General features: G+C 71.1%; 21 protein-coding genes and 1 tRNA gene. 7 read left to right on the top strand and 15 right to left on the bottom strand.

The genetic code is table 11. The annotated features are described in order from the left end of the window. Positions 1-698 precede the first annotated feature (698 nt). Positions 699-1,346: a hypothetical protein gene (locus AB0I21_RS10980; protein ID WP_360560175.1), complete on the bottom strand. Its 648-nt coding sequence runs from the start codon at positions 1,344-1,346 to the stop codon at positions 699-701. 149 nt (positions 1,347-1,495) lie between these two features. Between AB0I21_RS10980 and AB0I21_RS10975 the strand changes: the two genes are divergently transcribed. Continuing rightward, the gene (locus AB0I21_RS10975) at positions 1,496-2,557 is read left to right on the top strand and encodes an LLM class flavin-dependent oxidoreductase (RefSeq protein WP_360560173.1); all 1,062 of its coding nucleotides are present in this window, start codon (positions 1,496-1,498) and stop codon (positions 2,555-2,557) included. Between the two features lie 836 nt (positions 2,558-3,393). Here the strand turns inward: AB0I21_RS10975 and AB0I21_RS10970 are convergent. Next, entirely contained in the window at positions 3,394-4,113 is a 720-nt protein-coding gene (locus AB0I21_RS10970; protein WP_360560172.1) for a M50 family metallopeptidase, read from the bottom strand. Positions 4,114-4,143: 30 nt separating this feature from the next. Between AB0I21_RS10970 and AB0I21_RS10965 the strand changes: the two genes are divergently transcribed. The 3 genes from AB0I21_RS10965 (at position 4,144) to AB0I21_RS10955 (ending at position 6,746) form a co-directional block, all read left to right on the top strand. Continuing rightward, on the top strand, positions 4,144-4,650 hold the full coding sequence (locus tag AB0I21_RS10965; RefSeq protein WP_360560170.1) for a GNAT family N-acetyltransferase: 507 nt from the start codon (positions 4,144-4,146) through the stop codon (positions 4,648-4,650). Between the two features lie 90 nt (positions 4,651-4,740). Further along, positions 4,741-6,330, top strand: a complete 1,590-nt coding sequence (locus tag AB0I21_RS10960; protein WP_360560169.1) for a serine/threonine-protein kinase — start codon at positions 4,741-4,743, stop codon at positions 6,328-6,330. A gap of 44 nt (positions 6,331-6,374) precedes the next feature. Continuing rightward, on the top strand, positions 6,375-6,746 hold the full coding sequence (locus tag AB0I21_RS10955) for a DUF1801 domain-containing protein (RefSeq protein WP_360560167.1): 372 nt from the start codon (positions 6,375-6,377) through the stop codon (positions 6,744-6,746). A gap of 163 nt (positions 6,747-6,909) precedes the next feature. Here AB0I21_RS10955 and AB0I21_RS10950 read toward each other — a convergent pair whose 3' ends face one another. Genes AB0I21_RS10950 through AB0I21_RS10940 form a run of 3 tightly spaced genes read right to left on the bottom strand, consistent with a single transcriptional unit; the run spans position 6,910 to position 9,666 of the window. After that, complete coding sequence (locus AB0I21_RS10950; protein WP_360560301.1) at positions 6,910-7,638, bottom strand: FAD:protein FMN transferase; 729 nt, start codon at positions 7,636-7,638, stop codon at positions 6,910-6,912. A gap of 27 nt (positions 7,639-7,665) precedes the next feature. Continuing rightward, on the bottom strand, positions 7,666-8,235 hold the full coding sequence (locus tag AB0I21_RS10945) for an FMN-binding protein (RefSeq protein WP_360560165.1): 570 nt from the start codon (positions 8,233-8,235) through the stop codon (positions 7,666-7,668). 48 nt (positions 8,236-8,283) lie between these two features. Next, complete coding sequence (locus tag AB0I21_RS10940) at positions 8,284-9,666, bottom strand: ferredoxin reductase family protein (protein ID WP_360560164.1); 1,383 nt, start codon at positions 9,664-9,666, stop codon at positions 8,284-8,286. Positions 9,667-9,810: 144 nt separating this feature from the next. Between AB0I21_RS10940 and AB0I21_RS10935 the strand changes: the two genes are divergently transcribed. Next, positions 9,811-10,335: a hypothetical protein gene (locus AB0I21_RS10935; RefSeq protein WP_344513728.1), complete on the top strand. Its 525-nt coding sequence runs from the start codon at positions 9,811-9,813 to the stop codon at positions 10,333-10,335. A gap of 122 nt (positions 10,336-10,457) precedes the next feature. Here AB0I21_RS10935 and AB0I21_RS10930 read toward each other — a convergent pair whose 3' ends face one another. The 7 genes from AB0I21_RS10930 to AB0I21_RS10900 form a co-directional block, all read right to left on the bottom strand. Next, complete coding sequence (locus tag AB0I21_RS10930; RefSeq protein ID WP_344513730.1) at positions 10,458-10,934, bottom strand: GNAT family N-acetyltransferase; 477 nt, start codon at positions 10,932-10,934, stop codon at positions 10,458-10,460. Positions 10,935-11,078: 144 nt separating this feature from the next. Continuing rightward, a complete protein-coding gene (locus tag AB0I21_RS10925) occupies positions 11,079-11,696 on the bottom strand; it encodes a DsbA family oxidoreductase (protein WP_344513732.1) in 618 nt (205 codons plus the stop codon). 55 nt (positions 11,697-11,751) lie between these two features. After that, positions 11,752-12,960, bottom strand: coding sequence for a hypothetical protein (locus AB0I21_RS10920; RefSeq protein WP_360560161.1), 1,209 nt, complete (start codon positions 12,958-12,960; stop codon positions 11,752-11,754). A gap of 13 nt (positions 12,961-12,973) precedes the next feature. Further along, entirely contained in the window at positions 12,974-14,500 is a 1,527-nt protein-coding gene (locus tag AB0I21_RS10915) for an alkaline phosphatase D family protein (protein ID WP_360560159.1), read from the bottom strand. A 91-nt stretch (positions 14,501-14,591) separates the two neighbouring features. Further along, positions 14,592-15,536: a helix-turn-helix domain-containing protein gene (locus AB0I21_RS10910; protein WP_360560158.1), complete on the bottom strand. Its 945-nt coding sequence runs from the start codon at positions 15,534-15,536 to the stop codon at positions 14,592-14,594. A gap of 85 nt (positions 15,537-15,621) precedes the next feature. Next, positions 15,622-16,065, bottom strand: coding sequence for a hypothetical protein (locus tag AB0I21_RS10905; RefSeq protein ID WP_360560156.1), 444 nt, complete (start codon positions 16,063-16,065; stop codon positions 15,622-15,624). 149 nt (positions 16,066-16,214) lie between these two features. Further along, positions 16,215-17,234, bottom strand: coding sequence for a nitronate monooxygenase family protein (locus AB0I21_RS10900; RefSeq protein WP_360560154.1), 1,020 nt, complete (start codon positions 17,232-17,234; stop codon positions 16,215-16,217). Between the two features lie 204 nt (positions 17,235-17,438). On the opposite strand from AB0I21_RS10900, the gene AB0I21_RS10895 reads away from it, so the two are divergent. Continuing rightward, the gene (locus AB0I21_RS10895) at positions 17,439-17,576 is read left to right on the top strand and encodes a hypothetical protein (RefSeq protein WP_360560152.1); all 138 of its coding nucleotides are present in this window, start codon (positions 17,439-17,441) and stop codon (positions 17,574-17,576) included. A gap of 94 nt (positions 17,577-17,670) precedes the next feature. Here AB0I21_RS10895 and AB0I21_RS10890 read toward each other — a convergent pair. From AB0I21_RS10890 to AB0I21_RS10880, 3 genes are all read right to left on the bottom strand, one after another. Beyond that, a tRNA-Arg gene (locus AB0I21_RS10890) sits at positions 17,671-17,746 on the bottom strand. Between the two features lie 789 nt (positions 17,747-18,535). Next, on the bottom strand, positions 18,536-19,339 hold the full coding sequence (gene ssb / locus AB0I21_RS10885) for a single-stranded DNA-binding protein (protein ID WP_360560150.1): 804 nt from the start codon (positions 19,337-19,339) through the stop codon (positions 18,536-18,538). Positions 19,340-19,491: 152 nt separating this feature from the next. Beyond that, positions 19,492-20,031, bottom strand: coding sequence for a hypothetical protein (locus AB0I21_RS10880; protein ID WP_360560148.1), 540 nt, complete (start codon positions 20,029-20,031; stop codon positions 19,492-19,494). Positions 20,032-20,152: 121 nt separating this feature from the next. On the opposite strand from AB0I21_RS10880, the gene AB0I21_RS10875 reads away from it, so the two are divergent. Next, positions 20,153-21,148: a cobalamin biosynthesis protein gene (locus tag AB0I21_RS10875; protein WP_360560146.1), complete on the top strand. Its 996-nt coding sequence runs from the start codon at positions 20,153-20,155 to the stop codon at positions 21,146-21,148. Positions 21,149-21,280: the final 132 nt, after the last annotated feature.

Below are 21,280 nucleotides of genomic sequence, written 5' to 3'. Positions count from 1 at the left end.
CCGCGCCACGGGATGCCACGCCCCGGAGAGTTCTTTTTGCGCGGGCACGCAGAGACGGCGCAGGCGCGGCGCGAGGGTGGGACAGTGCAGGCGCGGGACGGTGGCCAGGCACGGCGCGTGCAGCACGGCTCGGGACGGGACGGTGCAGAGACGGGACAGTGCAGTCGCGGCGTGGCGGTGGGACGGCGCACGGGACGGGGATGTCATTGCGCGGGTGTGCAGGGACGGTCGCCCACGCGCTCGCCACTGTCACCGCGCGGGCTACGGCGACGCTGACCGTGGCCACCGCCGGCACCCTCGCGTCCCTGGCCGTGCGCCCCCGCGACACCGCCCCCGCGACACCGTGACGGCGTGACGGCGTGACGGCGGCAGGTGCTGAGGGGGACGGCGCAGAGACGGCGCGGCGACGGGACGGCGCAGTCGTGGCGTGGGGGTGGGACGGCGCACGGACGCGGATGTCATTGCGCGGGCACCCAGAGACGGCGCGGCGAAGGAACGGCGCGGCGAAGGAACGGCGCGGCGAAGGAACGGCGCGGCGAAGGAACGGCGCGGCGAAGGAACGGCGCGGCGAAGGAACGGCGCGGCGAAGGAACGGCGTGGGGGCGGGACGGCGCGCGGGACGACGAAAGCGCGGCAGCGGACCAGGGCACGCCTGAGGGGAGGCGCGCTCCGGTCCGCTGCCGCTGGTGAAGGAAGCGTCAGGCGGTCGTGCCCCACATCGAGGCGAACGCGGCAGCCTCGCCGGCGAGCCACCGCTCCACCTCGGCCGGCTTGACCGCCGGATCGGGGCGCAGGACGTCACCGCGGCGCAGGTCGACGAGGACGGCCGTGGCGTTGGGCAGGACCAGGTCCATGTGGCGGGTCATGAGGTGCAGGGTGGCGACCGCGGCCTCGTCCTGCGGCGGGTCCTCGTCGAAGTGCAGGCGGACCGCCTCGCCGTGACCGTCGGCATACCGCAGGCCGAAGTGCGGGTTGATCTTCACGGGGAGGCTGCCCAGCATGCCGAGGGCGTCGCGCGTCGGGGTGACCTCCACCTGCGACAGGTCGCCGATCGACTCGATGTAGCGCAGCGCGCCGGGGACGACCGACTCGTACAGTGGCCGCCACCGCGAATTGACCTGCTCGACGACCGCGTTGAGGTAGGTGCCGCCGGTGCGGAACCGGATGTCGGCCTTCAGCGCCTTGACCAACTGGCCGTGTGGGTTGAAGCCGGAGCCCGACTCTCGCTGACGGCGCAGCCCGCCCACGAAGCTCGCCTTGCGAGGGCCGGTGCGGCCGACATAGCGCGTGAAACTCAACAGCGTCGCATACGGAACGGACCCCGGGGTGACGGTGGACACGGTCACTTGCGCTCTCCTCCCAGCCAACGAAACCGGCTCAAGAACCCCAGCTCAAGAGCGACTTTCGTACACACATTCTAATCGATCGGCGCCACATTTCCCAGTCTCGGGAGACTGTCGGTGAAACACACCGGTTAAGTAGGTAAGGTGGCTGCATGACGACGTTCCACTGGTTCCTGCCGACGACCGGCGACGGTGATCAGGTCGGCGCCGCGACCGTCTCCGCCGGAGCCGCCGCACACGTCCGGACACCCACCGTCGCGTATCTGACGGAGGTCGCCCGCGCCGCCGAGAAGGCCGGGTTCGCGTCGGTGCTGACACCCGTCGGCGCCGGCTGCCTCGACCCTCTCGTCATGTGTACCGCGATCGCCCAGCACACGACCACGCTGCGGATGCTCGTCGCGTTCCGGGCCGGCTTCACCCTGCCGACCCTCCTCGCCCAGCAGGCCGAGGCGTTCCAGTGGATCTCCGGCGGCCGCCTCGCCCTCAACGTCGTCACGGGCGGTGACCAGCAGGAGCAGCGAGCGTACGGCGACTTCGTCGAACACGACGCCCGCTACGCCCGCACCGCCGAGTACCTCCAGGTGCTGCGCAACACGTGGAAGGGCGAGCGGTTCGACTTCCACGGCGACTACTACCACGTCGAGTGCGGCGGCCTCGGTACGCCACTCGCCGACGTCCCACCCATCTACTTCGGCGGTGCGTCGCCTGCCGCCGAGGACGTGGCCGCACGCCACGCGGACGTCTACCTCATGTGGGGCGAGCCGCCGGCCGCGATCGCCGAGCGCGTCGGGCGCATGCGGGCCAAGGCAGCGGCGTACGGCCGGACCCTGCGCTTCGGCCTGCGGATCCACGTCATCGTCCGCGACGACGCCGACCAGGCGTGGGCCGAGGCCGACCGGCTGCTGCGCGGCATGGACCCCGCGAGGATCGCGGCGGCGCAGGCCCGGTTCGCCAGGATGGACTCCGTCGGCCAGGCCAGGATGACCGCGCTCAACGCCGGCACCACCGAAGGCCTGGTCATCGCCCCCAACCTGTGGGCCGGCATCGGCCTCGTCCGCGAGGGCGCCGGCACCGCCCTGGTCGGCAGCCCCGAGGAGATCCGCCTGCGCCTCGCCGAGTACGAAGGCGTCGACGAGTTCATCCTCTCCGGCTGGCCCCACCTCGAGGAGGCTCACCGGGTCGCCGCAGCGGTGCTGACCCCGGTCCCGGCCTGACCCACACCTCCGCCGCCGCGAAGACCGGCGCTGCGAGTGCGGCGTCTCCCCATGTACGGCGATCGACGGCTCACTTACCACGCAGCGGACATGATCGGGGTGATCGATGCACCAGACGGGCGGTGTCGCGTTCCGCACGGCTCACCACGCTGCTTCTGGAGTCCGTGGTGAGCGCCGCGTTGCTTCTGGGGTCTGCGGTGAGCGCCGCGTTGCTTCTGGGGTCTGCGGTGAGCGCCGCGCTGCCCGTGGGATCCGCGGCGAGCGCCGCGCTCGCCGGGCGTGACGCCGCCCATCGGCCGTCGTCGTCCGCGGCCGACCGGTGCGATGCCTCACCTCGGCGCCGTGGAGCATCGCGTCGATCGCCGGCGGTGCCCGGCTGCCACGGCGCCTCTCCGCCGCCTGGCGCCGTGGTGCTCGCCGCGAACCGGCCGCCGTCGCGATGGGTCCGTCGAAGCTAGGTCGAGCGGCTGGCTGCATTCGTGGTGGAGTCGTGGGGTGGGTTGAGCCAGTCGGCTGCTGTCGCGGCGCCGGACCTGGTCCAGGGCACTCGACCCCAGACGCCGATCTGGCGCAGTGCCATCGCCGGAGCGGGTGGGTCGACTGGTCGGTTGCTATCGCGGCGGGTCGAGCTGGCCGGTTCCTCGTCGCTGGTGACGTCCAGGCCGAGGACTTCCCGCTGCCCGTCACCGTTCACGCCGGTGGCGATGAGTGCTGACGTGGTGGGTCGTCAGGGGCGATGGGCCGAGACGGTCGGTTGCTGTCGTGACGGGGTTGTCGGAATTGGATGGGTCGAGTCGGGTCGGCCTGGAGCAGGTCGGTGACGGGTAGCCGAGGTGTCAGCCCGAGAGGAGGTCCGCCACGGGGCCGAGCATGAGCCGGGTGCCGAACGCGAGCGACGCCAGCGACACGATCACGAAGAACGCGACGTACACAATCGCGGGCACGCGGGTCAGCCGGCCGATCTGGTCGGCGTCAGAGTTGGGTGCCTGGCGGCGGAATCGTGACTGCTGCAGCTCGAACACGGCCCGCACGCCGCCGAGCAGCATGAACCAGGAGAAGGCGTACGCGAACGCGCCCTGCACCTCCGGCGAGCCGAACCACGAGACCGCGAAGATGATCGCGCCGGCGACCACGACGGAGACCATGCCGTAGACGTTGCGGATCATGATGAGCATGGCGACGAGCAGGAGCAGCAGGAGCCAGAGCAGCACTGTGATCCGGCCCACGCCGAGGATCGCGGCCGCGCCGAGGCCCAGCAGCGACGGCGTGATGTACCCGGCGAGCCCGGTGACCACCATGCCGAGCCCGTTGGGCCGACCCCTCGACAGCGTCAGGCCCGACGTGTCGGAGTGCAGCCGGATCCCGGAGAGCCGCCGGCCGCTCAGCACCGCCGCCAAGGCGTGGCCGCCCTCGTGCGCGATGGTGATGAAGTTGCGCATGACCCGCCAGGCGGGCCGCAACAGGACCGCCAGCAGCGCCACGACGGCGGTGGCGATGACGACCTCACGCGGGGGCGCGGGCAACCGGCTGAATGCGTCGCTCAACACATCGAACACGAATGCAGAGCCTGCCACCTGACGTGTTGAATGAACAGCGTGGAGATCAGGCGCTTTGTCGACGACGACTGGCAGGGCCGGCACTCGGGCCTCTGGGACGTGTGGCACGAGGTCGTGTCCGCCGGAGAGAGCTACGACAACGACCCAGACTCCACCGAGCAGGACGCCAGGTCGCACTGGCTGCTGCCGCCCCCCTTCGAGGTCTGGGTGGCGGTCGAGGACGGCGACGTGCTCGGCACCTACAAGGTGGGCCCCAACAAGGGCCGCCTCGGCGACCACGTGGCGAACGCCAGCTTCATGGTGTCGACCCGCGCCCGGGGGCGAGGCCTGGGCCGCACCCTCGGCGAGCACTGCCTCGACCGGGCCCGCGAGCTCGGCTTCACGGCGATGCAGTTCAACGCGGTCGTGTCCACCAACACCGTCGCCGTGCGGCTTTGGCGCTCGCTCGGCTTCATCATCGTCGGCACGATTCCGGACGGCTTCCGCAGCACGAAGCACGGGTTGGTCGACTTCCATATCATGTATCGGAGTCTGTGAAGGTCTACGCCGCCCAAGGAGTCCCCCACATGGGGAGTATTGCCTGGTAACGGTTGTGACCTTCATCTTGCATTCTGTACGAATACCCCGATGCGTACTCCCCCCGAAGCGCGCGACGACACCGACGACGGTCTCCGGTCGCTCAGCGAGGACCTCACCGGTTATCGCATCGGTGACGCCTACCAGCTGATCGAGCCGATCGGCGGCGGTGGCACCGGGACCGTGTGGCGTGCCCGCGCGCTCCAGGGTGACGACGAGGTCGCCGTCAAGCTGCTGCGCGAAGACCTCATGGCGGAGCCGAAGGCGGTCAACCGCTTCGTCCAGGAACGCGCGATCCTCCTCATGCTCCGCCACCCGCACATCGTGCGGGTCCGTGACCTGGTCACCGTCGGCACGTCGCTCGGCCTCGTCATGGACCTCGTCGACGGCGGCAGTCTCCGCGACCACCTGCACGATCGCGGCACGCTGCCGCCGGCCGAGGCCGCGACGCTGCTCGCCCAGGTCGCCGACGCGCTCTCGGCGGCGCACCGGCGCGGCATCGTCCATCGCGACCTGAAGCCCGACAACATCCTGCTCGACCGCGACGGCGGCCAGCCGCACACCCGCCTCACCGACTTCGGCATCGCGCGGGTGCTCGACACGCCGAGCATGACGACGCCGGGCGCGCTCGTCGGCACCGCCAACTACATCGCGCCGGAGACCGTCTACGGCGGCCGCCCCGCGCCGTCGGCGGACGTCTACGCCCTCGGCGTGGTGCTCTTCGAGCTCGTCACCGGACGGCCGCCCTATGCCGGGGGCCCGGCCTGGGCGATCCTGCGTCGGCACGTGGACGAGTCGCCGCAGCGTGTGGAGGGGATGCCGGAGACCGTCTGGCGGGTCGTGGGGGCTTGCATGGACAAGCGTCCAGGCCGCCGCCCGACGGCGAAGGAACTCGCGCACACGCTGCGCGTGGTGGCGAAGCGCACCGCCGACGATCCCGCTCTGCCGCCCCAGCCAGTGATCCATGAGCTGCTGCCCTCCTTCGAGCCGCCGGTGCCGAAGCCCCGACCGCCGACATCATCGCGCTCACGTATGACAATTTTGGCCGTCGTACTGGCGGCGCTGGCGGTCGTCGCGGTCCCCGCCTGGCGGGTCGTGCACCGGCCCGGCGCGCAGACAGCGGTCCAGCGTCCGGACGCGCTGCCGCCGAGCGTCGCCGGTCAGCCCGCGATGCCGAAGCTCGGTGTCACACCGTCGGTGGGCGGTGGTCGTACATCTGGCGGCGAGAAGATCAAAGGTGGTGTCCCCACCCGGTCGGCTGGTCCTGTCGAGGCGATCGTGTGGGGTGCGTGGCAGTGCGCCGAGGAGTACACATGGGACATCGGGCATCCGGTCCTCGCGAAGCCGTGCCATCAGACCAGCTCCGCCGCGGTCCGCATGGTGGGGCACGTCTCGGCGCTCCCGGCGATCCAGGCCGACATCTCCATGTCGCTCGTCGACGCTGAGACCAGGAACGTCGTCGACGGCCCGCGCGTGTGCCGTGAGCTGATGTTCACCGACTTCGCGCCCAGCCACGACTGCGGCCCGTTCGACGTCACCCCGCAGCGCGGCCGCCGGTACTACGTGGTGGAGAAGTGGGTCTACACAAACCGGGCGATCCTGCCCGGTGGGTCGGTCCAGGGGCCCACGTTCGACTGGTAGGAAAAGCCGCTGGAATTGTCGTACCCATGTGGTGAGGTGTCGGCATGATAGCCATCGAGCCTCCCGGCCTCGACCAACTTCTCGCCGATAGCTGCGCAGACATCGCCGCACTCGCCCGCCACCTGCGGGACGTCATCGTGGAGGCCCGGCCCGAGCTGACCGAGCGCGTCTATCGGGGCTGGCACGGCTTAGGGTTCCACCATCCTGAGCGGGGCTACGTCGCGGCCATCTTCCCCGGCACCGCCTCGGTGTCGGTCGGTTTCGAGCACGGCGCCGACCTGCCCGATCCGCACGGGCTGCTGCAGGGGACGGGCAAGCGGCTGCGCTACCTGCACTTCACACCCGACATGTCCGCGCCGACCCATGAGCACCTGCTCGAGTATCTGGACCTGGCCGTCCCGAAGCCGGCCTCGTAGACGAGGCTGCAGCCAGGCGCGGGAAGCGGGTCTCGTAGACGGGCCGGAGCCAGGCGCGGGGAGCGGGTCTCGTAGACGAGCTGGAGCCAGGCGCGGGAAGCGCGCGGGGAGCGGGTGCCGTCGCGGACCTGAGAGCGGTCTGCGACCGTTTCGCCGGGGATGGTCAGGGGCTGGGGGCCACCGGCAGGCCGTCGGAGCGCATCGCGCGGCCGTCTTCGGTGACGACGGCGCACTCGTGGTTGGGGAGTTGGGCCAGCCAGTCGATGCCTGCCTCGCCCATGGCCAGGGCCGCCGTGGCGTAGGCGTCCGCCGTGCCGAGGTCCGGGCCGACCACGGTGACCGAGCGCAGGGCGGCGGCCGGCTCGCCGGTGAAGGGGTCGACGACGTGCAGGCCGCGCTCGTACGTGCCAGAGGTCGCCACCGCCATGTCGGTGACCTCCAGGACCCACGCGAGGGACATCGCCTCCCAGGGGTGGCGGATGCCGACCCGCCACGCCGGGCGGCCAGGGGCGGCGCCACGGACGAAGACGTCGCCGCCGGCGTTCAGGCAGTGGTGGGACGAGCCGAGCAGCAGCAGACGGTCGCAGGCGCGCTGGACCGCCCAGCCCTTGACGTAGCCGGAGGGGTCGAGGCGGCCGCCGGCCATGATGTCGAAGTAGCCCCGGGTCTCGTCCCAGAGCTCGGCGCACCGGTCGAGGACCTCGCCGACCAGCGGCGAGCAGTCGGAGCGGCGCAGCTCGCCGCGGCCGAGGCGGCTGATCTCACTGTCGGCCTGGTAGGTGCTGAAGGTGGTGTCGACCAGGCGCAGCCAGGCGAAGACCTCGTCGGCCAGGCGCTCCAGCTCGGGCACCGGCAGCGGGTCGGCCAGGTCGAGGCTGACCGCCATCCCCATCACGTGCTCGACCCGCACGAGCACGGGTCACGCCTGGAACGCGCGGTCGATCGCCGACTGCAGCGACAGCTTGTAGCCCGAGCTGGTGTAGGTCGCGCCGGAGACGGTGTCGATGTCCGCGCTCTGCTTCGAGAGAGCCTGGGCCTTGAGCTTCGGGAGGGCGTTGTTGTTGATCTGTACGGAGCGCGAGTGGTTGCTCGGCGAGTCCAGGACCTTGATGTCGGTGATCTTGCCGCCGGAGACGACGATCGAGAGCTCGACCGAGCCGTATTCGACGTAGACGCTGTTGCCGCCGAAGGTGCCGTCTTTCATCGTGGTGCGGGGCGGCTTCGGCGCCGCCGTCGTGGGCTTCGGCGCGCTGGTCGTCTTCGTGCCGCCGCCACCGGCCGGGGGCGCCCCGGCCGTCGTCGTGGCCGTCGTCGTGGTGGGTGCGGCGCCGTTGCCGGGCGGCATCGTGACCGCCGAGGGCGGGCCCCCGGACGCCGACGGCACGGGGCCGGTCGCGCCGGCGGCCTGCGGGTCCAGGGGGCGGTCGGTGGGGCTGCTGAAACCGGCCTTGGCACCCACCAGCAGGACGGTGCCCGCCGCGGTGCCCATCAGGGCGATCATCGCGCGTCTCACGAGGGACCAACTCTCAACAAGAAGCTAGAACTCGAAGGGGTCGAGGTGGATCTGCCGGCGCGGGACCCGCAGCCGTCGCAGCACCTGCAGTGACTGCGTGACCAGCCCGTCCGGGCCGCACAGGTAGATGTCGCGTTCGGTGATGTCGGGCACCAGCTCCCGCATCCCGGCGGGCGTGAACAGGCGCCGGGGGCCGGGGTCGCGCCGGTCGCCGACCACGAACCACAGCGTGGCGTGCCGCAGGTCGGCCAGATGCTCCAGCTCGTCGCGCAGGTGCAGGTCGTGCACGGCGGACGCCCGGTAGATGACCACCGCGCCGGGCGGCAGCTCCTCCAGCAGCGCGCGGATGGGCCCGATGCCGCTGCCCGCCGCGATGAGCACGGTCCGTGACTTGACCCGGCGGCTCGCGGTGAAGTCGCCCCACGGGCCCTCGACGAAGATCCGCACGCCGGGGCGCAGGTCGCGCATCGCCATCGTGTGGCTGCCGACGGTTTTGACGGTGAGCCGCAGCCAGCGGCCGTTCGGCGCGGCGGACAGCGAGAAGGGGTGCGCCTGCCACCACAGCCCGCGCGACAGGAAGCGCCACCTGAAGAACTGGCCGGCCTGCGCGTCCATGTCGTGCAGGCGGTTGCCGGTGATGTAGATCGACACCATGTCGGGGCCCTCGGCGACCACGTCGGCCACCTGGAGCCGGTGCCGGAGGTTGAACGTCAGCGGCGCCACGATGCGCCCCCAGACGACCGCGGCGACCATGACGACGTAGAAGGCGATCCACAGCGTCCGGCCGAGGCCCGGCTTGAAGAGCTCCTGCCCGTTGGAGAACTGGTGGGCGAAGCCGAGCAGCAGCGCCAGGTAGGCGGTCAGATGCAGGAAGTACCACAGCTCGTAGGGCAGGGCTCGGCGCAGCCCGCGGATGCTCAGCAGGCCGATGCACACCAGCATGCCGGCCGCGAGGAAGGCGGTGACCATGTCCTCGTACTCGGTCAGGATCGTGCCGAGCTCGCTGACGAAACCGACCCGGTCGGCGTACGCGTAGCCGACGGTGATCAGCGCCGCGTGGGCCAGGATCATGATCAGGACGGAGCCGCCGAGCTCGCGGTGCCACAGGCCCAGGTGGCGGGCGCCGATCCAGCGCTCCAGGACGGCCAGCCGGCTCATCAGGATCACCTGCACCAGCAGCAGGTAGCCGGCGATCAGGCCGGTGACCCGGCCGGCCGACTGGAAGATCTCCGCGCCGGTGTCGATCGAGCCGGCCTTCGTGCCGAGCCACCAGGGCAGCAGCGCCAGCGCGAGACCGCCCCAGAAGAGGGTGCGCAGCAGGAACCGTCCGGCGCTGTTGTGCTCGACGGGTCGTGCCGCCGGGGCGGCGAGGCTGCTCGCCGGGCGTTGTTGCCGGGGGACGGTCATGGTTGATCGTGTCTCATGTGGTTCCACTGCCATTGGTGGTATCAGAACCCGCTGGTCGGGGACCATGGGCTTAAGCCGGACTTCAACCTGCGCACAAGATGCTCGCACGAGTGGCCGGCGGGCAGGCGCCCCTAGAATGACGCGATGCAGCGCTTCTGGCGAATCGCCCTGATCGTCCTCGCGGTGGTCGCCGCGTTCGCTGCGACGGGCCTCGGCGTGGCATACACGCTCGGTGTCTTCACCGAAGCGGGGCGTTTCAGCGCCGCACCTGATTGCGCGGTGCTCGACGCTTCAGCGGTGGCGGCGGTGGTACCGGCGGCGAAGGTCGAGGCCGACGGCGCCAACTGCACGGCGGGGGACGGGCAGACGCAGCTCAACGTCGGCTTCACGGTCGTGCCCAAGAAGGGCACGGTCGGCGGCCCGGAGCTTGCCTCCCGCTACCTCGAAGTGACCAGCGGCACCGAGAGCGAGCCCCTCGACGGCGTCGGCGACCAGGCGGTCCGCCAGCGGGTCCGCGCCATCGGCCAGCCGCAGATCATCACGATGCGGGTCAGCAACCTGATCGTGGTGCTGTCCGTCGCCAACCTCGGCGGCGGCGAGCTCCCCGCCGCCGCGGACACGGGCCTGGTCGAGGTGGCCAAGACCCTGGCCGCCAAGCTCAACGCCTGACCCGGAGCAAGCGCCCGACAAAGCCGCGCCCACGGAAGGCGGCGACGCTGTGGACAACGGCGCGGCAGCGGAAGCGAATCTCGCCCGCCCTGCACAAAATCACAAAGAGGGCGAAAAGGACATCAGGGGAGTTGCCGCAGGAAGCGCCCCGCCGCGTCGGAGCGGTCCGAGTACCCGAGCGCCTTGTAGAACGCGTGCGCGCCCTCGCGGGTCCGCAGGCTGGTCACCTCGACGCTGTGGCAGCCGCGCATGAGGCCGAACGTCTCCGCCGCCGCGACCAGGCTGGTGCCGATCCCGCGCCCGCGCGCCGAGTCGGCGACGGCGAGCGCGACGATCCGCAGCCACGACCCGTCCTTCTCGAACGACGGGATGATGTGCGCAGCGATGACGCCCAGCAGGCGGCCCCGCTCGTCCCAGACGAACGCGCCCCCGTCGGGGTGGTCGACCCAGGAGCGCAGGCGGCCGGCGGTGTCGGTCCCCTCCTGGGGATAGCCCAACTGCTCCAGCAGCGTCGCCACCTGCTCGGTATCGTCGGTGGACAACCGGCGAACACCGCGGGCGACCTGCATACGGTAGGCGTGCAGCACGTCAGCGCTCATGCAAGCAGCGTAGAACCGGTGACGCGGTTTGTGTCGGCCTGAACGCAGTCATTCACGTCCGCGGTGCACGTGCATCACAAACCTGCCACTTGACTGTGCGCCTGTTGCCTCTACCATTCGCACCCGCAAGTGCACGTGAAGCGATCAGGACCGCAGCGCCTTCTCGAACACCTCGACGGGCTGCGCGCCGGACACGCCGATCCGCTGGTCGAAGACGAAGAACGGCACGCCGCTGATGCCGTACGCGCGGGCCTGCGCGAAGTCCTGACGGACGTCGGCCTCGAACGAGCCGTCAGCGAGGGCCTGCTTGGCCGCCACCTCGTCCAGCCCGACCGTGGCGGCGAGCCCAGCGAGCACCACCTGGTCGCCGACGTCGGCGCCCTCGGTGAAGTACGCGTGCAGGAGCCGTTCCTTCAGCTCCGCCTGCAGGCCGTGGGCCTTGGCGAAGTGCAGCAGCCGGTGCGCGTCGAAGGTGTTGGCGGTGCGGGCCCGGGCGAAGTCGTACGCCAGACCCTCGGCCGCCGCGAGCTGCGTGACGTGCTCGAACATGCCGTCGATCTGAGCCTGGGGCAGCCCCAGCTTCGCGCCCAGCGACTCGCCGACCGGCCGCGGGTCGCCCACCGGCGTCGACGGGTCCAGCTGGAAGCTGCGCCACTGCACCGAAACCGCCCCGTCGAACGTCGACAGGGCGGTTTCGAGGCGTCGTTTGCCGATGTAGCACCACGGGCAGACGATGTCGGACCAGACCTCGATCGTGATCATGCGCGCTCCTGTTCGTTGACGGTTCAACAATAGCGCGCACATCAGGCCGGAGGCGTCACCAGTCGGAGTTGCTGCCTCCCGTACCGAGGATGACCTGGTCAAACGTGTTGCCGTCGTTGTCGTCGGTGTACGCGACGCTGACCTCGCCCCACGGCGACACCGCGACGACCTGCTGCTCCTGCCGACCCGTCGCCGTCTGGCTGAGGACCTGCGAAGCGAGACGGCCCGTGCCGGTGCCGTCGGGGTTGAACCCGCGGACCCACACGTCGAGCCCGCCCACGGTCCAGCCGGCGACGGTGTTCGCCTGGTCGTCGATGCCGATCGAGGGGGCGGCGCCACCGTTCGCCGACAGGACCTCCACGTGCCGCGGCGTGCCGTCGGCGAGGAACGAGCGGGTCCACACGCCGGCGGTGCCGGTGTGGTCCGACTCGTACGCGACCGCGAAGGCACCCGAGAACGACGCCGCGATCGCCGCCCGCCGCTGCTGGCCGTCGCCGAGGCTGTTGGCGGTACGGCGGGAGAGGTTGACCGCGCCGTTGGCCTTCGCCAGGCGTACGAGACCGATGTTGTAGAACCCGTTGGCGTCGGCGTCCTCGTCCCAGACGACCAGGGCGTCACCTGACGCCGAGACCGCGACGTCGGGCTGGTGGTGCGCGCCGGTGGTCTGCGACGCGAAGACCTCGTAGGCCTTCGTCGTCGGGCCCGTGTACCCGGCGGCCTTGACCCTGTACGTGGTGCCCTGCACGTCCTCCCACACGACGCTGAACGCGACCGCCGCGGTGCTCGGCGCGCCGTCCGGGTCGACGGCCACCTTCGGCAGGATCTGGTCGCCGGCGGCGTCCGCGTTGGCCCGGCCGGACGCGGTGACCGTGCCGGTGGGGGAGACGACCCGGTAGACGATGTTGAACGCGCCGTTGCCGTCCGGGTCCTCGGCCCAGACCACGACGGCGTTGCCCTTGTCGTCGAGCCCGACGTCGGGGCTGATGTGCTTCCAGTTCGTGCCGGAAGTGCCGCCCGCCGACAGCTTGAGCTCATACTTCGCGACGCCGTCGGTGAACAGCCGCAGCCAGACGTCGGAGTGCGAGTTGTTCTCGGGCGCGGTGCTGTCCCGGTCGTCCTCCCAGACCACGGCGACCTGGCCGTTGCGGTTGGCGGCGATGGCCGGCGTGTCCTGGTCGCCGGTGGCGACGCTGTTGGCCGTCGTCCACGTCATCGACGTGGCGGCGAGGGTCGCGGCGAGCGCGACCGAGGTGATGGCTGCCATTGAAAGGTTTCTCCTACAGGGCCCGAAGGCCGGGCTGGCCGTCGAGGATCGCGAACGACTTGAGGGTGGTGGCGGCCGCGCCGTGCTCGGTGACCGAGCTGACCGCGCGGAAGTCGGCCCGCACCTGCGCGGGGCTGATCGTGGTCCGGACGTAACCGCGCAGGTTGGAGTAGAACTTCAGGTGCGGGTTCGTGCCGGCGTTGGGGATCGTGGTGGTGGTCGAGCCGTTGCCACCGGATGTGATCGACGTGCAGACCAGCTCGGTGCCGATGGTCGCGGATGAGCTGCTGGCGTAGTCGGCCTTCAGGTCGTTGCCCCACGCCGCGTGTACGTCGCCGGTGAGCACGAGCGGGTTGCGCACCGACCGGTCGATCCAGCCCTGCTGGATGCGGGACCGGGACGCGCGGTAGCCGTCCCAGGCGTCCATGTTGGCGGCGCCGCCGGCGTCGTACTGCCGGGCGAAGAACACCTGCTGGCCGAGGATGTCCCAGGTGCCGTAGTGCTGGGCGAGGCCGTCGAGCAGCCACGCCTCCTGCGCCGCGCCCGTCAGCGACCGCGACGCGGTGTCCGCGGCGGCGCACACCTTCCAGCCGTCGCCGCAGGCCTGGTCGTCGCGGAACTGCCGGGTGTCGAGCATGTGGAACGTGGCGAGCGTGCCCCAGCCGACCCGGCGGTACAGGGGGATGCTGTTGCCCGTCGGCGCCTGGCTCGGCCGCAGCGGCATGTTCTCGTAGTACGCGCGGTAGGCGGCGGTGCGCCGGGCGGTCCACTGCGCCGCCGTCAGCACCGGGCTGCTGTCGTTGCGCACCATGTTGGCGTAGTTGTTCTCGACCTCGTGGTCGTCGGGCACGACCAGCCACGGCGCGATCGCGTGCGCCGCCTGCAGGTCCGGGTCCGACTTGTACTGCGCGTAGCGGCGGCGGTAGTCGGCGAGCGAGACGATCTCGGCGCCGGCGTGCTGGCGGACGCCGCTGGAGCCCGTGCCGCCCTCGTAGATGTAGTCGCCCAGGTGCAGGATCAGGTCCGGGCGGTCCTCGGCCATGCGGCGGTAGGCCGTGAAGTAGCCCGACTCGTAGTGCGAGCACGACGCGAACGCCATCACCAGGTTGCGGCCCACGGTGCCGGGCGCGGGCGCGGTGCGGGTCCGGCCCACGGGGGACAGGTGGCCCTGCGCGCGGAAGCGGTAGTAGTACTCGGCGTCGGGCGCGAGCCCGCCCGCGACCACGTGCACGGAGTGCGCGTCCGCGTAACGTGCGGTGACCGACCCGGACGCGACGAGCGAGCTGAACGTGTCGGTCGTGGACACCTGCCAGTCGACGGTGACGTCGGCGTTGGCCATGCCGCCCTGGCCGTCGGCGTTCAGCGGCGACGGGGCGAGCCGGGTCCACAGCACGACGCTGTCTGAGGCCGGTTCGCCCGAGGCGACGCCGAGCTTGAACGGGAACGGGACGGCGGCCTGAGCGCTGGTCAACGGCAGTGCGACGGCCCCGGCGGTGGCCAGTCCACTGAGGACGAACGTGCGGCGGCTGAGCCTCTTCATGCCGCACACTTTTATCAGAGTCGATGAACGCCCGGTGTCCTTCAGCTAGCCGCGGCCTGCATTCGATGTATGGCTGGCCGCGTTCTTGCATTCACTCACGGGCTTCTTTTGGCGTCCGGCCGAACTGTTTGCGGAACGCCCGATGGAAGCTGGCCACGTTTCCGAAGCCCGCCTCCGTGGCGACGTCGATGACCCGCAGGTGCCGCATCGCGGGGTCGGCCAGGTGCCGCGCCGCGCGCTCCAGCCGCAGCCGCCGCACCGTGGCCGCGTAGGACTCCCCCTGCCCCGCTCCTGCCGCTCCCGCTCCCGCTCCCGAAAAGAGTGCGTGCACCGTCCTGACGGAGATGCCGAGGCGCCGCGCGGTCGCCGCCGGGGACAGGTCCTCGTCGGTCAGATGCCCTTCGATGTCGTCGATGCACGTCCGGTACGTCTTGGGCGACCGCACCGGTGCCAGGATCGACGGTTCGAGCGCGATCGACAGCATGCCCGCCGCGTGCGCGGCCAGCCGGTTCGCCGCCGACTCCCGCATCGGCCCCCTGGCGAGGGTCTCCATCGAGTGCCGCACCGCCGCCCCGACCCCGGTGACGGTGTCGATCGCCTTCGCCGTCCGCACCGGTCCGTTGGCTCGCAGTGTCTTCGCCGGTACGAACAGCGACAGCTGCCGGAAATCGCCGCCGAACTCGAACCGGAACGGCTCGTCGGCGTCGACCACGGCCAGGTCGCCCGGGCGGAGCGTGGCCACCCGCCCGTGCTGCGCCATCAGACTCGTGCCGCTGACCTGCAGATTCGCGTAGTAGCCGCCGATCGGGTCGCTGGCGACGGCGGCTTCCGTCCGGTACACCACCTGCCGCTGCGACTCGATCCGCGCCAGGCTGTGCTCGCCCAGCCGCCACTGCGTCACCGACCCGGCGAACCCGTCCCTCAGATCCGACTCCGGCGTCAGTGCCAGAAACGCCTCGCAGATCAGCTCCCGCCAATGCGTGAACTGCTCGGCGGGTGCGAGTGCCGATGTCGTCCAGTAGCTGCGGTTGTCCACTGCACGTCTCCTATGCCGCTCCCAGCAGCCATGCAACGCCCGCTCCCACCACCGCCGACATGGTTGCGACGCCCTTCCGACAGCGTCACCGATGCTTTCTGAAGTATTGGTTCGCCGACCCGGTGAACATCAGCGGCACGGCCGCCCAGACCGCGGCCACGTGCAACGTCCTGGCCGCCGTGATCGCCCACCAGGTCAGGTCCGCGTCGGCGGTCGCCGCGCTCAGCGAGTTACCGTCGGCCAGCCACGAGATCGGCTCGATGACCAGCGACAACGTGCCGACGATGCCCAGCACGACGGCGAGGGCGATCCGGGCCCATCGCCGCCCCGCCCGCATCCGCAGCGCGGTCAGCACCGCCGCCGCGTACACCACGCACCGGAACAGCACCCCGAACAGGGGATTCTCGCCGGCCTGGCCGGCCCCCACGACGATCACCGTCTCCACCGCGCCGAGCGCGACGGCGCCGATCCACAACCCGGTCGCGGCGCGCACCGCGACGGGTGGCCGGCGGGAGTCCAGAAGAATCATGCCCTTCACTGTCCGCCGCCGCGCCCCGCCTCACACGCCCCCTGACCACCGTCTTCGTGCTGCGGCTAACCCCCGTGTCCGCCTTCGTGTCCGCCTTCGTGGCGGCCTTCGTGGCGGCCTTCGTGGCGGCCTTCGTGGCGGCCCTCGTGTCAGCCTTCGCGGCGGCCTCCGTACCGCCCGAGCATCGCCACCGCGTCGGCCGTCATCGCCGCGATGATCTCCGCCGCCGGCCGCAGCTCGGTGACCAGCCCGACGCCCTGCCCGGCGAGCAGCGGCATCTCCTCCAGATCACCGGTGGTCAGCCCGCGCATCGGCACCAGGTTGGAGAACCGGTGCATCGTCACCGTATCCCCACCCAGCACCGTCTCCCCGATCACCGGCAGCGGCGTGTCGTCCGCCTCCGCCGGCGGCGCGTCCAGCCACTCGCGCACGACCCGGTTCCGCAGCACCCGCATCGGGTTGAAGTCCGGCATGTCCGGCCCGAACATCGACGTGCTCACCGTCTCCGTGGCATCCGAGCTCAGCAACCGGCTCTTGTACCCGTCGTGCGCCCCCGACTCCCCGCTGGCCACGAACCGCGTGCCGACCCACGCCCCGTCCGCCCCCAGCATCAGCGCCGCCGCCACGCCCCGCCCGTCCGCGATCCCACCCGACGCCAGCACCAACGCCGGCGCCACCGCGTCCACGACCAGCGGCACCAGCGCGAACACCGGCAACGTCGCCGCGTTGTGCCCGCCCGCCTCCTGCCCCTGCGCGACGACCACATCCACCCCGTCGTCAACCGCCCGCTTCGCAGCGTCAACCGAGCTGAGCTGCTCGAACACCCGCACCCCCGCCCCGTGCAGCTGCTCGATCCACCTCCGCGGCGGATGCCCCCAGTGAAACGACACCACCGCCACCCCGGCCTCACACACCGCGTCGATCTGCGCCTGCTCCGTGAACACCGTGATGAAGTTGACGTTGAACGGCCGATCCGTCTTCGCCTGTATCGCCGCCACCGTCTGCGCCAACGCGGCCGCCGGCATCAACCCCACCCCGAGCGACCCGAGCGCCCCCGCGTTGCTGACCGCCACCGGCAACTCCGGCGTCATTCCCACGAACGCCATCCCCGCCTGCGCGATCGGCGTCGTGAGCCCGAACGCCTCCGTGAACCTGGTCCTGAGTCCCATACCCCGAACCGTGCCCCACCCGCACCCCGCCGGTGTTGCCTCCCGCGCATCCCACATCGCATTCCGTGCAGACGTCACCCACCCGACACCCTGGGCGCCGCCCCCGTACCGCGCGGGCCAAGGAGCGAAACTTCACCCCATGACGATCGACGAGTACCGGCCCCTCTGGGAGTCACACGACGCCCGCTATGTCCTGTGCTGCGCGTGCCCAGCGGCCACGCAATCTTCGACGTAAAGGCCCGCGGCACAGTGATCATCGAGGACGACGACCTCTACCGCGAGGTGAAGCAGCGGATGCTGGACAACGGCGCCGCCGTCGTCGACCGCCCCCCAACCCCTTAGCCGGCACCCATCTCCCCGCCACCCGGAAGGGCACGCCCCGCAGGCGCCTCTTCGGCGTACAGCGACCGAACAGGCGCCTGAGCAGCGCTGAAAGTGGTGCGCCCGGTAGGGATCGAACCTACGACCTTGGGATTAGAAGTCCCCTGCTCTATCCGCTGAGCTACGAGCGCATGTCGTCGGACAGGCTACCGCCTACGGCGGAGGATTCGCTTGTGGGGAGCCAAATCGACGTTCTCAGGACAACATTCCTCGCCTCCTGGCACAAGCGGGTTCCCTTGTCGCGCCACTCGTTTCGCTACGGGTGGCGACAGAGTCACGCTTCGGGTCGTTCGGACCCCTCCCGAACGGTCCACCCCACAGCCTCATTACCCGCAACCACTCCAGCCAACGCATTCGCGCGCACCAACACACCGCGCCCACCGTGCCCGGGCCGGCCCCGCGCGGTGCTCAGGGCACTCCCTTCACCGTGCCCAGATCGGTCTTGCCCGTGCTTGGCCTGGTCTCGCCCGAGCCGTGCCTGGTCTTGCTTTTCGCGCTCAGCATCGTGTTCAGGCTGGTCAGGGCGCTGCGCGCGACCAGTCCCGTGTCAGGTCTGCCCACCCGCGGGTCTCACCAGCCGGTCGCTTACCCGGGGCGACGGTCCCCACCAGCCGGTCGCTTGCCCGGGGCGACGGTCCCCACCAGCCGGTCGCTTACCCGGGCGACGGTCCCACCAGCCAGCCCCTTGCTGCGTCGGCGCACGGCAGCGCGTACCTGCCAGTCGCTCGCCGGGTCGACCCGCACGGCGGTCCCCACCGACCAGTCCCTGACCGCGTCGTCCCATGCCGGTGCGCACCGGCCAGGTCGCTTGCCGCGTCCGCCTACGCAGCGCGCTCCTGACCGGTCCGCGTGGCTGTTCACGACGGTGCCGGCGGTGGGTCGTGACGCCGGATGCCTCGGTGCCGCGACCCACCGACCCGTCAGGCGGGAACCGGCACCTTGCCCCGGTTGCGCCGGCGCCGGCCGCCGCTCGACTCCTCGGGCGCGTCCGTCGGGCTCTCGTCGTCGCCGGTGGGGGACCCCTCGTCCTCCGAGTCGGAGACCGCCGGGACCTCCGCGGTGTCGGCGTCGGTCGTGAGCTCCGCCGCGTCGTCGGGCGCGGTGAAGCCCTCCATCGCGGCGAATGCCGTGCCGTCGAACGCGGCGTTGATCGCGTTGTCGAGCTCGGTCAGGACGTCCTCAGCGAACGGGTCCCGGTCGGCGTCCGCCGGCTCCACCATGGTCGTGACGAAGCCGCCGAGCTCGGCGTCGTAGTCGCGCTGCCGAGGCAGCGCGTTGATCGCCACCACCGGTGTGCTCGGCTGGCCCGCGATGTGGGCGTCCGACAACTCGTCGTCGATCGAGCTGGTCGCCGTGTTGGCCTTGACCCGGGCGAACTTCGCCCGGCCACGGGCCAGGTCGTGGCCGATGGAGGTGGCCTCCAACTCGTACGCCACCCGCTTGGCGTGGTCCTCGGTCTCCCAGTTACGGCTCGACAGCTTGCCGGTGATGATCACCGGGTCGCCGACGTGGACGCTGCGGATCACGTTCTCCGCGAGGTTGCGCCAGCAGGTGACGCGCAGCCGGAGCTGGTTGCCGTCGACCCACTGCCCCTCGCTGCGGTCGTAGCGCCGTGACGTGGCGGCGACCTTGAAGGACGCGACCAGCGCCTTGCTCTCTTCCAGCCGACGGCAGTCAGGCTCGTTGAGCACGTTGCCGACGATGGTCATCGTCGTCTCGTTCATGTCCGTCTCCCTCCCGTGTTAAGGACTCGGGAGGAGCATCGGTCAGATCGGTCCTGCCCCGCTCGCGGCCGACGCCGGATCTGTGGATAACCGACCGCTTGTGGACAGGCTCGCGTCAGCGCTGATGATCTGCTAAGCGCTGGTCGTACACCTCAGAAGGCCGCATGGGCGAGGTTCGAGGTGAACACTTCCCAGACCCCGCGGCGCCGCACCAGCAACTTGCGCGACAGCAGGTGCGGGTCACCGGCGAAGAAGACCCTGTCGATCGCGCGCCGGACCTTCGCGAGGCCGGGCGGGGACTGGGAGCCGGTCACGATCACGACGTCGCGCGCCGGCACGCCGACCACGAGCTCACCGGGCACGGCACGCTCCAGGCCTGCCCAGAACGGCTCGGCGAGCAGCAACGTCGAGGCGACCCCGTCGAACTGGAGCATCAGCGCGGGCGGCTGGCCGTGGACCTGAGCGGCGCCGAGCCGTTGGTCGAGGTTGTGCGCGGCCTGGCGGCGCAGCATCCGGCGGGGCATCTCCATGCGCTGCAGGTCGGCCCAGGTGACGAGGCGTTGCCCGAACGGCGGACCGAAGCTGTAACCGACCCCGAGGCCACCCATGAACTCGTCGACCACGGGCGCATACACATCTTCGCGACGGATGTCGCGAAGCGGCGCGAGAACGGGGAGGAGCAAGGGCTGCACGCATGCAAGGTAGGACGCTGACGGATGTGAGACAAGCTCTTGTATTCGCACTATTTGCTTGCTAACGCCCCCGACGGGCCGCCATGAAAAATTGTCGGTGGGGGTCGGTAGTGTCCCGAGCATGGCGATTCGAAGACTCCACGCCGACGCGATCGGGATGTTGCTGGGCGGTGTGCTGGACGCTGTGTTCGGCGATCCGCGCAGGTGGCACCCTGTCGCGGGGTTCGGGCGGTTCGCAGGGGCGGTCGAGCGGCGCACCTATGCCGACGACCGGGCCGCGGGAGCGCGATTCGCTCTGGTCGCCGTGGGTGCGCCTGTACTGGTGGCCGCGGCGACGGCCTGGTTGACCAGGCGAAGGCCGATCGCCCGCACCCTGGTTGTGGCCGGTGCGACCTGGGCCGCGCTGGGCGGCACGAGCCTCGCGCGGGAGGGGCGGGTGATGGCCGACCGGCTCGAGGGCGGCGACCTGGATTCCGCGCGGGCGCAGCTGCCGAATCTCTGCGGGAGGGATCCGTCCGCGCTCGGTGCGCCAGAGCTGGCCCGGGCGACGGTGGAGTCCGTCGCTGAGAACACGTCGGACGCCGTCGTCGCCCCGCTGTTCTGGGGCACGGTCGCGGGGCTGCCGGGCATCGTCGGGTATCGGGCGGTCAACACGCTGGATGCGATGGTCGGTCACCGCTCGGCTCGGTATGCGAGGTTCGGCACCGCCTCGGCGCGCCTCGACGACCTCGCCAACCTGGTGCCGTCGAGGGTGACGGCGGCGCTGACGGTCGCCGCCGCGCCGGCCGTCGGAGGGCGGCCCGGCGAGGCGCTGCGGGTGTGGCTGCGCGACGGAGGTCGGCATCCGAGCCCGAATTCGGGGCAGTGCGAGGCCGCCGCCGCGGGCGCGCTGGGGATTCGGCTGGGCGGCCGCAATGTGTACGGGTCCCGGGTCGAGCACAGGCCGCACCTCGGCGACGGCGGGCCACCCGCTCCGCGCGACGTCCGCCGGGCCGCGACCTTGTCCGTCGTCGTCGGCGCGGCCGCCTTAGGCCTCGCGTGCGCGCTCCGGGCAGGCGCCGCTCGCCGCCGCGCCAAGCCGACCGGTGTCGGGCTGCGGGGCGAGGGCGCGGCGTGAGCGGTCGGGAGCGGAAGCTGCCGTGCTCGGCCCGCGGTGGCGTCGGAGCGTGGCGGGATACGCCGGCGTGAGCGGCTCGGGGCGGAATGGAGGGCTGCGAGCGGTGAGTGCAGTGCTTGGTGCACGGTGGGG

The organism is Dactylosporangium sp. NPDC050588, from assembly GCF_040654975.1.
In the GTDB taxonomy this organism is placed as follows: Bacteria; Actinomycetota; Actinomycetes; order Mycobacteriales; family Micromonosporaceae; genus Dactylosporangium; species Dactylosporangium maewongense.
Note: the sequence above shows the minus strand (reverse complement) of the source record. Positions and strands in the feature narration are given on the sequence as shown.